This is a genomic window from Pseudomonas wadenswilerensis, from assembly GCF_900497695.1.
Lineage (GTDB): Bacteria > Pseudomonadota > Gammaproteobacteria > Pseudomonadales > Pseudomonadaceae > Aquipseudomonas > Aquipseudomonas wadenswilerensis.
The window spans coordinates 315,112-327,618 of record NZ_UIDD01000011.1 but is presented as its reverse complement, the minus strand read 5'-3'; the positions used below and the strand labels follow the sequence as shown (position 1 = coordinate 327,618).

Sequence of the window (12,507 nt, the reverse complement as noted above, 5' to 3'; positions counted from 1 at the left end):
TTCGGCCCTCATCGCTGGCAAGGCCAGCTCCCACAGGGTTGGTTCACACCGGTCCGTTGTGGGAGCCGGGCTTGCCCCGCGATGCTGTTCAGTTCCAATCGGTCCCACCGCCAGGGCGCAACGCCCGCGCATAGCAGAACAGGAACAGGTTCCTCACCAGTTCCTTGAGCACACTCGGCTCACTCGAATTCAGGCCATTGAGATCCAGGTCACCCTGGTCGCGCAGTTCGTCCAGTGCTTCTTCTTCAAGCACGGCACAGACCTCGCCGGTTTCCCGGTGCAGGATGCGCAGGTATGGATGGGGGCGGTCAAGCCAGGCGTCTATCAGATAAGTCATGGCTATTCTCCTTGAAAGCGTTCAATGAGAATAATTCTTATTATCAAAATAGCAAGTGCCTATTGGCGGTTTTTTCCCGGCTGTGGGCTGTCGAGGCCGCAGGGCGGCCCCGAAACCCACCAGAATCAGACCTTGCGGACGAATTCCGATTTCAGCTTCATCGGGCCGATGCCGTCGATCTTGCAGTCGATATCGTGGTCGCCATCGCACAGGCGGATGTTCTTGACCTTGGTGCCGACCTTGACCACCAGCGAGGTGCCCTTGACCTTGAGGTCCTTGATCACGGTGATGGTGTCGCCGTCCTGCAGGACGTTGCCCACTGCATCCTTTTTCACCGTTTCGTCGCTGGCCGCTTCGGCTTCACCGGCAGCCGACCACTCGTGGGCGCACTCGGGGCAGATCAGCTGGGCGCCGTCTTCGTAGGTGTATTCGGAGTTGCATTTGGGGCAGGGTGGCAAAGTGCTCACTAAGGTTCCTCAAGACGTACAGGTACAAAACCTACATTGTATAGGGTTTTGACCGTCTGAGGCTAATCGGGCCCATCGAGCGATGGGCCGGAGCAGGGGATCAGTGCGTGCGGGCGACGGCGAATTCGCTGAGCTCGACCAGCGCATCGCGGTACTCGCTGGCTGGCAGCACGTCCAGGCAGGCGATGGCGCGGGCCACGTAGTCGCGGGCCAGCTTGGCGGTGTAGTCCAGCGAACCGGACGCCTCAACGGCTGCGCGGATGCTCTCGAGGTCTTCGATGCCGCCTTTCTGGATCGCCTGACGTACCAGCGCGGCCTGTTCGGCGGTGCCTTCGCGCATGGTGTAGATCAGCGGCAGGGTCGGCTTGCCTTCGGCCAGGTCGTCACCGACGTTCTTGCCCAGGGTCTGCGCGTCGCCCTTGTAGTCGAGCAGGTCGTCGACCAGCTGGAAGGCCACGCCCAGGTGGTCACCGAAGGTGCGCAGGGCTTCGCTCTGCTCCTCGGAGGCCTGGGCCAGGGCCGCGGCGCTGTGGGTCGAAGCCTCGAACAGCATCGCGGTCTTGCCGCGGATGACGTCCATGTAGACTTCTTCGGTGGTGCTGGCGTCGCGGACCTTGGACAGTTGCAGGACTTCGCCTTCAGCGATCACCCGGGTGGCCTTGGAGAGAATCTGCATGACCGGCATCGAGCCCAGTTCGACCATCATCTCGAACGAGCGCGAGTACAGGAAGTCACCGACCAGCACGCTCGGCGCGTTGCCCCACAGGGCGTTGGCGGTCGAGCGGCCACGGCGCATGCCGGACATGTCGACGACGTCGTCATGCAGCAGGGTGGCGGTGTGCAGGAACTCGATGGTGGCGGCCAGCAGGCGCAGGTCGTCGCCTTCGCGGCCCAGGGCCTTGCCGCACAGCAGTACCAGCAGCGGGCGCAGGCGCTTGCCGCCGGCCGAGGTAATGTAGTCGCCGATTTTCGATACCAGCGGTACACGCGAAGTCAGCTGTTTCTTGATGATCTCGTCAACGGCGCTGAAGTCGTCCGCTACCGCACGGTAGAAAGCTTGGGGTTGCATCGGCCACAGGTGCTCCATAAAGGTTGCGCGGCATGCTAGGTCGCGGGTCCCGGCGTGTCAAGGCGCGCTGCCTGCGGGCCGGGGGTGGGACTTGCAAGCAAAGCGGGGCTTGCGTACAATCGCGCACCCTGAACTTCCTGGGCAGCACCTGCCTTACGCAATTGCACTGGGCCGTTCCAGCCCTATGCAGCCATGCCAGCCAATACTCTTCCTATAAAGAGCTGGGTGAGCAGGATTATCGGAGAAATACCCATGTACGCAGTAATTGTTACCGGTGGCAAGCAGTACAAAGTCGCCGAAGGTGAATACCTGAAAATCGAAAAACTGGAAATCGCCACTGGCGAATCCGTGACTTTCGACCGCGTTCTGTTGGTTGCCAATGGCGACGACGTGAACATCGGCGCTCCAGTCGTTGCTGGTGCCAAGGTTGTCGCTGAAGTGATCTCCCAAGGTCGTCACGACAAAGTTCGCATCATCAAGTTCCGCCGCCGTAAGCACCACATGAAGCGTATGGGCCACCGCCAGTGGTTCACCGAAATCAAGATCACCGGTATTTCGGCGTAATCGCCTGAATCCATTTCTGGAGAATTGAACCATGGCACACAAAAAAGCTGGTGGTAGTACCCGTAACGGTCGCGACTCAGAAGCCAAACGCCTTGGCGTGAAGATGTATGGCGGCCAGGCTATCATTCCTGGCAACATCATCGTGCGTCAGCGCGGCACCCAATTCCACGCTGGCTACGGCGTTGGCATGGGCAAGGATCACACCCTGTTCGCCAAGATCGCGGGTAAGATCAAGTTCGAAGTAAAAGGCGCCTTCGGTCGTCGTTACGTGAGCGTTGTCGCCGAGTAATCGCGCGAACGCTGGAAAAGCCCTGTCTCGCGACGGGGCTTTTTCGTTTGTGGGGTGAGTCTCTTGCAAAGCTGTTTGTATGGGCTGCCGGCGTGGGTTGTTACTGTCGTGACGGGGCCGCCGCGCTCACTTTTGCAAGAGCCTTATGTCTTTGTGTCACTCAGCTCGTCCAGCTGACGAGAGGCGGTTTTTATGAAGTTTGTTGACGAAGTATCGATCCGGGTCAAAGCCGGTGATGGCGGTAACGGTTGCATGAGCTTCCGCCGCGAAAAATTCATCGAGAACGGTGGTCCCAACGGCGGTGACGGTGGCGACGGCGGCTCCGTGTACATGGTTGCCGACGACAACCTCAACACCCTGGTCGATTACCGTTACACCCGTCATTTCGAGGCCCAGCGCGGCTCCAACGGCGGCAGCACCGACTGCACCGGCAAGAAGGGCGACGACCTGATCCTGCGCGTGCCGGTCGGCACCACGGTGATCGACTCGGCCACCCAGGAAGTCATCGGCGACCTGGTCAAGCCAGGCCAGAAGCTGATGGTGGTCCAGGGCGGCTGGCACGGCCTGGGCAACACCCGTTTCAAATCCAGTACCAACCGTGCGCCACGCCAGACCACCCCGGGCAAACCGGGTGAGCAGCGTGATCTGAAGCTGGAAATGAAAGTACTGGCTGACGTCGGCCTGCTGGGCTTGCCAAACGCCGGCAAGAGCACCTTCATCCGCTCGGTATCGGCCGCCAAGCCGAAAGTCGCCGACTACCCGTTCACCACCCTGGTGCCGAACCTGGGTGTGGTCAGTGTCGACCGCTGGAAGAGCTTCGTCATCGCCGACATTCCCGGCCTGATCGAAGGCGCCTCCGACGGTGCCGGCCTGGGTATCCGCTTCCTCAAGCACCTGGCGCGTACCCGCCTGCTGCTGCACCTCGTCGACCTTGCGCCGCTGGATGAGAGCAGCAGCGCCGATGCCGCCGAAGTCATTGTCAACGAGCTGACCCAGTTCAGCCCGTCGCTGGCCGAGCGTGACCGCTGGCTGGTGCTGAACAAGACTGACATGCTGATGGACGACGAGCGTGACGAGCGGGTCAAGGAAGTGGTCGAGCGTCTGCAGTGGGAAGGTCCGGTTTATGTGATCTCGGCCATCTCCAAGCAGGGTACCGAGCAGCTCAGCCGCGACATCATGCGCTACCTCGAAGATCGCGCCGACCGCCTGGCCAACGACCCGGCCTACGCCGAAGAACTGGCTGACCTGGATCAGCGCATCGAAGACGAAGCCCGTGCCCAGCTGCAGGCCCTGGACGACGCCCGCGCCCTGCGCCGCAGCGGCGTCAAGAGCGTGCACGACATCGGCGACGACGATGACGACTGGGATGATGAGGACGACGAAGACGGCCCGGAAATCATTTACGTGCGCGACTGATTCGTTGCAGTACACTAAACGCCGCTCTCAGGAGCGGCGTTTTGGTATCTAAAGATCTGAATAGGTTGGAAGAAGATGCGGAGCAAGGTGACGGGTGCGCAGCGCTGGGTCGTGAAAATCGGCAGTGCCCTGCTGACAGCAGATGGCAAGGGCCTGGATCGCGCGGCCATGGGTGTCTGGGTCGAGCAGATGGTGGCGTTGCATGAGGCAGGTGTCGAACTGGTGCTGGTGTCGTCCGGGGCGGTTGCCGCCGGGATGAGCCGTTTGGGCTGGGCCAAGCGACCGAGTGCGATGAATGAGCTGCAGGCGGCGGCTTCGATCGGCCAGATGGGCCTGGTGCAGGCCTGGGAGTCGAGCTTTGCCGAGCATGGCCGGCATACCGCGCAAATCCTTCTGACCCACGACGACCTGTCTGACCGCAAGCGCTACCTCAACGCCCGCAGTACCCTGCGCACCCTGGTGGAGCTGGGTGTGGTGCCGGTGATCAACGAGAACGACACGGTGGTCACCGACGAGATCCGCTTCGGCGACAACGACACCCTGGCGGCGCTGGTGGCCAACCTGGTGGAAGCCGACCTGCTGGTGATCCTTACCGACCGCGACGGCATGTTCGATGCCGACCCGCGCAACAACCCCGACGCGCAGCTCATCTACGAAGCCCGCGCCGACGATCCGGGCCTCGACGCAGTTGCCGGTGGTACCGGCGGCGCCCTGGGCCGTGGCGGCATGCAGACCAAGCTGCGTGCAGCGCGCCTGGCGGCGCGTTCCGGTGCTCACACGATCATCGTTGGTGGTCGCCTGGAGCGCGTGCTTGACCGGCTCAAGGCTGGGGAGCGCCTGGGCACCCTGCTGTCGCCCGAGCGCGGCATGCTCGCCGCGCGCAAGCAGTGGCTGGCCGGGCACCTGCAGACCCGTGGCACCCTGGTGCTCGACGAGGGTGCGGTGAAGGCGTTGCGCAAGGACAACAAGAGCCTGTTGCCGGTGGGCGTCAAGACCGTGCAGGGCAGCTTTCGCCGTGGCGAGATGGTGGTCTGCGTCGGCCCGGATGGCCTTGAAGTCGCCCGGGGCCTGGCCAACTACAGCGCCCTGGAAGCACAGAAAATCATTGGCCAGCCATCGGACGCGATCGAGACCCTGCTGGGCTATATCGCCGAGCCGGAGCTGGTGCACCGCGACAACCTGATTCTGGTCTGAGGAAATACGTGTGTTCAAAGGGATAGTTGCAGCGGCGCTGCTGGCATTGCCGGTACTGGCGTCGGCCGAGGAGATTGGCCAGGTATCGACGGTGTTCAAGATCGTCGGGCCGAATGACCGCATCGTCGTCGAAGCGTTTGATGATCCGAAGGTGGAAGGCGTGACCTGCTACCTGTCGCGGGCCAAGACCGGCGGTTTGAAAGGCGGCCTGGGCCTGGCTGAAGACCGTGCCGAAGCGTCGATCGCCTGCCGTCAGGTCGGGCCGATTCGCTTCAAGGAACAGCTCAAGGACGGCGACGAGGTGTTCAAGGAGCGCACCTCGCTGGTGTTCAAGACCATGCAGGTGGTGCGCTTTCTCGACAAGAAGCGCAATACCCTGGTCTATCTGGTGTACTCGGATCGTGTGATCGAAGGCAGTCCGCAGAACGCGGTAACGGCGATTCCGATCTTGCCGTGGGCTCAGTAAAACCGAGTTGAATGCATTGCTGGCAAGCCAGCTCCCACAAGGACCACCGTGATCCCTGTGGGAGCCGGCCTTGCCGGCGATGGGGCCTGAAAGGCCCCCAAAAGAGGCCTCAGACCGAAGCTTCTTCCTCTTCTTCCCGCACCACCGCCTTCTCCACATCACGGCGGCTGATGTACTTCCAGTCGGCCTCGTCAATGTAGATCCCGTTCGGCCCACTGCCGCCTTCCAGGTCGATGGCGACATGCGCCGAAACCTGCGGCTTCACGCTCGCCAGAATCGGTACGAAGCCCAGCTGCAAGCTGGTTTCCAGCAGCGCTGCCTGGTTGCGTTCGTCGATGTCGGCCGCCTCGTCCAGGTAGTACGGCAGGCGTACGCGGCCGGCCAGGTCGCGGTCCATCAGGTGCAGCAACAAATACATGTTGGTCAGCGCCTTGATGGTCATGGTGGTGCCGTTGGACGCCGCACCGTCGATGTCGGTGTGGATCACCGGCTGGCCACCGACCTTGGTGATCTCGAAGGCCAGTTCGAACAGATCCTTCAGGCCCAGCTGGTTGTGGTTGGCTGCCACCAGCCGCGCCAGGTACTCCTTGGCCTCTTCGTTCTTGTTGTCCTGCTCGGCGCTCTGGCTCAGGTCGAACACCGACAGGGTCTCGCCTTCCTCGTACTGGCCGGCGCTGTGGATGATCTGGTCGATGTGCTTGAGCGCTTCCTTGTTCGGCGCCAGGACGATGCGAAAGCTCTGCAGGTTGGAAACCTGGCGCTTGTTGATCTCGCGGTTGAACAGCGCCAGCTGGTGCTCGAGGCTGTCGTAGTCGCTGCGGATGTTGCGCAGGGTCCGGGCGATGTCGGTAACCGCGGCGCGGCGCGCCTTGCCCAGGGTCAGGGCTTCTTCGGTGCGGTGCGAGTAGGCGTTGATCAGCAACTGCAGACGGCGCTCCATGTCGTCTTCGCTGTCGAACTTGGCCACGCCTTTGAGGCGTACCTGGGCATACAGCGCTTCGATCTGGCCATCGACCCGCAGCAGGCCCTGCCAGCTGTCCTGGTAGTCGTTGAGCAGCGGCAGCAGGTTGTCCATGCTGTCGTCGACCGGCTCCATGAACGGCGTACCGAACGGCAGGTCGGCAGGCAGCAGCTGGCGGCGGCGCAGGGCGTCGTCGAGGGTGCGCTGCTTGGCTTCCATGTCGGCGATCTGGCGGCCGACCAGTTGCAGCTTGGCCGACAGTTGCTGGACGCGTTCGGTGAAGGCGTCGCTGGAGCGTTTGAGTTCGTCCTGGGCGGCTTCCATCTGCGCCAGCTGTTCCAGTTTGTCACCTTCTTCGGCGGACAAGGTCTGGGTGCGGCGGAAGTCTTCCAGAGCCTTTTGCGCATCCAGTACCTGCTGGTACAGGGCTTCGGTCTGGGTCTTGCTCGCGGCGCGGTCAGCGGCTACGGCCTGTTGGGTCTTGAGCTGCTTGAGCTCTTTCTCCAGGCGTTCCTTCTGGTCGCGCAGGGCGGCGCGGTCGGCCAGGGCCTGCAGCGCTGGTGGTTCGATGTGGGAGAGGTCAATGGACAGGCCCGGGGCTTCGAAACGCTCGCCCTTGAAGCCGTCGAGCACCGCTTCCAGGGATTTGACCCAGACATCGCTGTCGTCCAGCTCGATGCCGCGCTCGCCCAGCGGCAGGCTGAACAGCGCACCGTTGAACAGGCGCATCAGGCGCTCGACGTCCTGCTGCGAGAACTCTTCACGCAGGCGTGCATAGCTGTTGTTGTCGGCATGATCGAGCTGCTGCTTGACCGACTTGAGGCGTTTTTCCAGCTCGCGCAGACGCTCTTCGAGGTCTTCGGCACTGAACTGGCGCGACTGCGCCAGGGCGCCGGCCAGTTCGTCGTGGGCGTCCTTGGCGGCCAGCAGTTGCTGTTCCAGGACCTTGACGTCATCGACCAGGGCGAAGCGGTGCTTGAGCACCGACAGCTCGCCAAGCCAGCGCTGCACGCCAGTGATCTCGCGCTCCAGGCGCATCAGCTCCTGGGTGCCGCCACGCTGGTCGTTCTGCAGGCTGTCCTGTTCGTTCTTGTAGTGTTCGGCCTGGATCACCAGCTCCTCTTTGCGCGCGCTGGCGTAGTCCTGCCAGGTGCCGAGCAGCGAGTCGAGCAGTGGCGACAGGCGATGCAGTTTGCCGCGCAGGATCTCGCGCTGGGCCACGCCGTTGGCCAGGGCCTCGACCAGCGGGCCGGCGGCGACCAGCGAGTTGTAATCCTGCTCCATGCGCCGTACGTCGCGGAAGGCTTCTTCGCAGGCGGCGATGTAGTCGACGCTACCGGAACGCAGGCTGTGCTCGAAAGCATCGAGGAACAGCTGCTTGAGCTTGGCCGCGGTGATCTCGCGCATGTGCAGCAGGTTGATGAACAGGGCGCGGAAGGTCTTCAGGCTCTGCTCGCTGGTGGAGCGCAGCGGGATCAGGGTCAGGTCCAGCGGAATCGAGGTATGGCCACCCACCAGCAGGCGGCGCAGCTCGTCGGGCTTGAGCTCGTAGGCTTTCAGGCCGTTGCGCTCGAGGTTGCTGAACAGCTCTTTCTGGCGCAGGCAGGTGTCGTTTTTCTGGTAGTGGGCCAGGTCCAGCTCGCCGGCATAGGCGAAGAACTGGTGACCGAAACCGCCACCCGGGCCGCGGCCGACCACGCCGATCACGTGCGGGCCATGAGGCAGGTTGACCTCGCAGAGGATGTAGCTGGTGTCGCTGGCAAAGTAGAAGCGCCGCGACTGCTCCAGGCTGTATTTGCCGAAGCTCATGTCGGACATGCGCGCCAGGATCGGGAACTGCAGGGCGTTGATCGAGGCACTCTTGCCCAGGTTGTTGGCACCGTAGACCGACAGCGGGTGTTCCAGGGGGAACAGGCCCAGGCTGTAGCCGGCGGTGTTGAGCAGTGCGAAGCGGCGAATGCCGTAGCGTTCCTGGCTCATGCGTCAATCTCCTGTTGCTCTTGCGCAATGGCTCGGGCCAAGGCGTCTTCTTCGCTTTCTTCGAACGGGCTGAGGTCCAGTGGGTCGTCGGTACGGTTCAGCTCTTCCGGGCTCTCTTCCTCGACCAGCACCGGCGTTGGCAGCGGCAGGGCGCTGTGCAGGCTGGCGGCCAGGTCGCGGTCCTGCTGGACCGACAGGCAGACGTCGAGGAAGCGGTGCATCGGCGGCAGGAAGCGGTAGATGCCGTTCTCTTCGTGGGCAAAGCCGAGCTGGGTCATGCGGCGCATGATCTTCTCTTCCAGCTCGTCCGGGGTCTGCACTTCGGCCTGGATGAACAGGTCGCGGTACTTTTCCAGCAGCGAAGGCAGCTCGTCGCGGCCCAGGCTGCCGCCGTCGAGGACCGACATCGGGTCGCGGCCCTGGTCGGCCAGGTGTTCGACCAGGATGAAGGTGAACAGCGACAGGCGCTGGGCGGTCTTGTTGACCTGGGCGGCGGCCAGGTCCGGGACGAAGTAGTAGAAACCGCGGGTGTCGCACACCAGTTCAAAGCCCAGGGCCTTGAACAGGCCACGGTACTGGTCCTGGAAGTTCGACAGTTGGGCGTACAGCTCCGGGTCGCGGCGGCTGATGTGGAAGCCCTTGAACAGCTCGCGGAAGATCGGTGCGAGCTGGGACAGTTCGGAAAGATCAAGATGCATGGGCGGGGCTCGCAGTTGGCTCAGGCGATGGTTCGCGGCTCGATGTCAGAGCGAAGGAACGCAGGCTGACCAGGTGTTCGCGGGTGGTGTATTCACGGCGCTCGAGGCGCTCGCGGGCAAAGCGTTTTTCCCGCGACAGGCGCGAGAACCAGTACAGCAGCTCGTCGGTGGCGCCTTCGGGCTCCTGGTCGAGCAGCCAGACCATCAGGTCCGGCAGCGGCAGGGCGTCTTCGCAGCGTTCGAGCATTTCCTTGACCGTGCGCGGTGCGCGCGGGGCGTCGCCCTTGTGGCTCTTGTGGGCCTTGGGGAACTGCGCAGGCTTTGGCTCGAAACGGGCCAGGGCATAGACGTAGGCTTCGACCTGGCTGGCGCTGCCGAGGAAGGTGCTCTGCGGGCGGGTGAACAGCGGCATGGCGGCTTGCGGCACGGCGTCCAGGCCCTTGCGGCGGATCACCGACAGGGCCAGGGCGGCGCCACGGGTCACGGCGTTGTGGCGGCGGGCTTCTTCACGCAGCGGCAGCAGCAGTTCACGGGCATGGCGCAGGGTCAGCTGGGCGCTGGTCTGCATTTCGAGGATGCGCGCGTGGGTACGCAGGAGCATGTCGTCGTCGACCAGATGGCCGAGGCGGGCCTGCTCGCCGAGCAAGCGCAGCAGCACGGTCTCGACCTTGCGCACGCCTTGCTCGAAGGCGCCGTCGGCGTTGACCAGCTGGATCATCGGCTCGACGTATTCGTCCCAGGTTGCCAGGACTTCGGCGTAACGCTGGCGCAGGGGGATCTGCCGGTCGCTGGTCTTGGCTCGTTCGGCCACGGCGACCAGCGCCTGTTCGTCGTTGTCGAGCTTCTTCAGGACGTCGCGCACGCGCATGTCGAGCAGGCGCAGCTGGCGCGCCAGGTCGTTGCCGTCGCGAATCTCGAAGGCATCCTGGATATGCCCGGCCAGGCGCTCGAGGTGGCGCAGGTAGGCTTCGATCTCCAGGCACAGGCCCAGGCGGTGCTCGCGGCGCAGGTACGCCAGAAAGTCATGGATCTGGGCGTTGAGCTCGAAACGGTTCGGGCTTTTGGCCACCGGCACCAGGATATCCAGGCGGATCCACACGTCGAGCAGGCTGGTGATGTCCTGGGGCGTGCTCTCCAGCTGCTGGGTGGCCAGTTGCTGGCGCAGTTCGGCCAGGCTCAGGGTGCCCCCGTCGAAGCGCTCGCACAACGGCTCGAGCAGGGCCCAGTGTTCGGCTAGGGCGCGCAGGACGCGCTTGGGTTCGATCATTGGCGGGTCGACTCGTTGCCAAATAAAAGCGCCGATTGTACTGCATCAGACGCCTGTCGATTCACCCCCTGATCGCTTGATCCTGCTGTCGGGCGGTTTTCTGCCGATCAACAGCGGCGCCGAACGGCGAACAACGTTAGAATATCGCCCCTGACTTATCCACAGATGGCCGATCCTTCTTGTTAATCGAGTCCCGCCGCCGCGCTTATCTCAACGCCATGCAAGTGGTGCATTGGCTGCCGCGTGCCGAACTGCCGTTCGCGGCACCATCGCGCCCGGAGCTGTTGCTGCCGGTGGCGCCGCTCGAGGAACAGGCGTTAGAGCCGCTTGAGCAGGCACCAGCGGCCGCCGTCGTGGCACCGAGTGCGCCGGTGGTGCGCTCCGGCGAGCGCCCGAAGATCGAGATTCCGCGCCCTGGCAGCACCCCGAAAGTCGCGGCCAAACCGGTGGAAGAGGCCGAAAAGGCGCCGGTCGCTGCCAGGCCCGCACCGGTGCCGCCCCCGCGCTTTGCCCTGCAGTTGCTGCGCGCCGGCAATTGCCTGCTGCTGGTGGAACTGGCCACCGGCGAGCCGTTCCAGAGCCGCGACCCTTCCTATCTGTTGCTCAAGGACATGCTGCGCGCCGCCGGGCTGCCGGACAGCCCGCAGATCATCGGTGAGCCGGTGCGCTGGCCGTTGCTGGTGCGCGGCAACCTCGATCAGGGGCCGCAGGCGGCGACCGATTTCGTCCAGGGCTTTATCCAGGCCCGGCTTGAAGAAGCGCCGTGCGTCTGCCTGTGGCTGATCGGCCTGCCTGCCGTGCGCTTTGCCGGCGAGGCCAATGCCGAAGCTTATTATCGCGAGTTGCCGGTTGAAGGGCTGGGCGCTGCCTGGGCCTTGCCGGGGCTCGAACTGTTGATGGACGAGCCGCAACGCAAGGCGGACGTCTGGCAAGCCATGCGCCGGCTGATGGCGCGCTGGAAACCAAGCAATGAGTGACACGATCAGCTTCCGCCGGATGACCGAGGCGGATCTGGATGCCGTACTGAAGATCGAATACGCCGCCTTCAGTCACCCCTGGACCCGCGGGATTTTCCTCGACGGGCTCAAGTCCTATGAAATCTGGCTGATGTTCGAAGGCGAGCAGCAGGTCGGCCACGGCGTGATCAACGTGATCATCGACGAGGCGCACCTGCTCAACATTACCGTCAAGCCTGAAAGCCAGGGGCGCGGCCTGGGTCTGCGCCTGCTGGAGGAGCTGATGAGGCGCGCCTACGAGATCAACGGTCGTGAGTGCTTCCTCGAAGTGCGTGCCAGCAACCAGTCGGCCTATCGCCTGTACGAGCGCTACGGCTTCAATGAAATCGGCCGCCGGCGTGATTACTACCCGGTTGCTGGCGGTCGCGAAGATGCCCTGGTCATGGCCTGTACCCTGTTCGAGTAAGGGTTCAACGCTCCGGCTTGCCGTCCAGCGGGTCGCGCCGGGCCAGCTCTGCTTCATCCAGGCCGTTGCCGCCGCCGATGTCACTTTGGTCGACTACGCTCAAGTCCCAGTCCGCAGGGTGATTTGCTCCCGGCTCGTTGGCTGAGCGGGCGCCGTCTTCGGGGATCAGGGTTTCCGGCTCGAGGTCGTCGTCGGTTGGGTCGAAACCGACATCGACGTTGGGGGTATCCTCGTCAAAGTGCAATTCTTCAACCGAGCTCATGGGGTCTTCGTCTTCATCGCTCGGGGCGGGCTGCGGGGCGTGAAGCGGGCGGTGTTTCTGGCTCATGGTCGATCCTCCTGCAGAAGGGCCTAAACGGTTGACCTGCCATTTGGCG

Annotated in this window: 14 protein-coding genes; 7 read left to right on the top strand and 7 right to left on the bottom strand. The window is 63.5% G+C overall.

The window, feature by feature from the left end; genetic code table 11:
• Window positions 1-88 precede the first annotated feature (88 nt).
• From CCOS864_RS24415 to CCOS864_RS24405, 3 genes are all read right to left on the bottom strand, one after another.
• Window positions 89-337, bottom strand: a complete 249-nt coding sequence (locus CCOS864_RS24415) for a PA4570 family protein (RefSeq protein WP_038997219.1) — start codon at window positions 335-337, stop codon at window positions 89-91.
• 125 nt (window positions 338-462) lie between these two features.
• Window positions 463-804: a zinc ribbon domain-containing protein YjdM gene (locus CCOS864_RS24410; RefSeq protein ID WP_095162336.1), complete on the bottom strand. Its 342-nt coding sequence runs from the start codon at window positions 802-804 to the stop codon at window positions 463-465.
• 100 nt (window positions 805-904) lie between these two features.
• A complete protein-coding gene (locus CCOS864_RS24405; RefSeq protein WP_010225693.1) occupies window positions 905-1,873 on the bottom strand; it encodes a polyprenyl synthetase family protein in 969 nt (322 codons plus the stop codon).
• 252 nt (window positions 1,874-2,125) lie between these two features.
• Between CCOS864_RS24405 and rplU the strand changes: the two genes are divergently transcribed.
• The 5 genes from rplU (at window position 2,126) to CCOS864_RS24380 (ending at window position 5,802) form a co-directional block, all read left to right on the top strand.
• Window positions 2,126-2,437: a 50S ribosomal protein L21 gene (gene rplU, locus CCOS864_RS24400; protein ID WP_010225695.1), complete on the top strand. Its 312-nt coding sequence runs from the start codon at window positions 2,126-2,128 to the stop codon at window positions 2,435-2,437.
• A gap of 31 nt (window positions 2,438-2,468) precedes the next feature.
• The gene (rpmA, locus tag CCOS864_RS24395) at window positions 2,469-2,726 is read left to right on the top strand and encodes a 50S ribosomal protein L27 (RefSeq protein WP_010225698.1); all 258 of its coding nucleotides are present in this window, start codon (window positions 2,469-2,471) and stop codon (window positions 2,724-2,726) included.
• A 192-nt stretch (window positions 2,727-2,918) separates the two neighbouring features.
• On the top strand, window positions 2,919-4,142 hold the full coding sequence (cgtA, locus tag CCOS864_RS24390) for an Obg family GTPase CgtA (protein ID WP_115088776.1): 1,224 nt from the start codon (window positions 2,919-2,921) through the stop codon (window positions 4,140-4,142).
• Between the two features lie 75 nt (window positions 4,143-4,217).
• The gene (gene proB, locus CCOS864_RS24385) at window positions 4,218-5,336 is read left to right on the top strand and encodes a glutamate 5-kinase (RefSeq protein ID WP_115088775.1); all 1,119 of its coding nucleotides are present in this window, start codon (window positions 4,218-4,220) and stop codon (window positions 5,334-5,336) included.
• A gap of 10 nt (window positions 5,337-5,346) precedes the next feature.
• Complete coding sequence (locus CCOS864_RS24380; RefSeq protein WP_177414911.1) at window positions 5,347-5,802, top strand: CreA family protein; 456 nt, start codon at window positions 5,347-5,349, stop codon at window positions 5,800-5,802.
• 109 nt (window positions 5,803-5,911) lie between these two features.
• Here CCOS864_RS24380 and mksF read toward each other — a convergent pair whose 3' ends face one another.
• From mksF to mksB, 3 genes are read right to left on the bottom strand one after another with little or no spacing between them, the layout of a single operon-like run.
• Window positions 5,912-8,743 (bottom strand): Mks condensin complex protein MksF, encoded by a 2,832-nt coding sequence (gene mksF / locus CCOS864_RS24375; protein ID WP_115088773.1) that lies wholly within the window; start codon window positions 8,741-8,743, stop codon window positions 5,912-5,914.
• The gene (gene mksE, locus CCOS864_RS24370; RefSeq protein WP_010225708.1) at window positions 8,740-9,441 is read right to left on the bottom strand and encodes an Mks condensin complex protein MksE; all 702 of its coding nucleotides are present in this window, start codon (window positions 9,439-9,441) and stop codon (window positions 8,740-8,742) included. Before mksE ends, mksF begins: the two co-directional genes overlap by 4 nt.
• Window positions 9,431-10,708 carry an Mks condensin complex protein MksB gene (mksB, locus tag CCOS864_RS24365; RefSeq protein ID WP_036993806.1) on the bottom strand — a complete coding sequence of 426 codons (1,278 nt, stop codon included), beginning with the start codon at window positions 10,706-10,708 and terminating at the stop codon, window positions 9,431-9,433. Before mksB ends, mksE begins: the two co-directional genes overlap by 11 nt.
• Before the next feature lie 179 nt (window positions 10,709-10,887).
• Here mksB and CCOS864_RS24360 point away from each other — a divergent pair, with 179 nt between their 5' ends.
• The gene (locus tag CCOS864_RS24360; protein WP_115088772.1) at window positions 10,888-11,685 is read left to right on the top strand and encodes an energy transducer TonB; all 798 of its coding nucleotides are present in this window, start codon (window positions 10,888-10,890) and stop codon (window positions 11,683-11,685) included.
• Entirely contained in the window at window positions 11,678-12,130 is a 453-nt protein-coding gene (gene rimI, locus CCOS864_RS24355; RefSeq protein ID WP_115088771.1) for a ribosomal protein S18-alanine N-acetyltransferase, read from the top strand. The genes CCOS864_RS24360 and rimI overlap by 8 nt, the downstream gene beginning before the upstream one ends.
• A 4-nt stretch (window positions 12,131-12,134) precedes the next feature.
• Here rimI and CCOS864_RS24350 read toward each other — a convergent pair whose 3' ends face one another.
• A complete protein-coding gene (locus CCOS864_RS24350; protein WP_115088770.1) occupies window positions 12,135-12,458 on the bottom strand; it encodes a serine kinase/phosphatase in 324 nt (107 codons plus the stop codon).
• Window positions 12,459-12,507 lie beyond the last annotated feature (49 nt).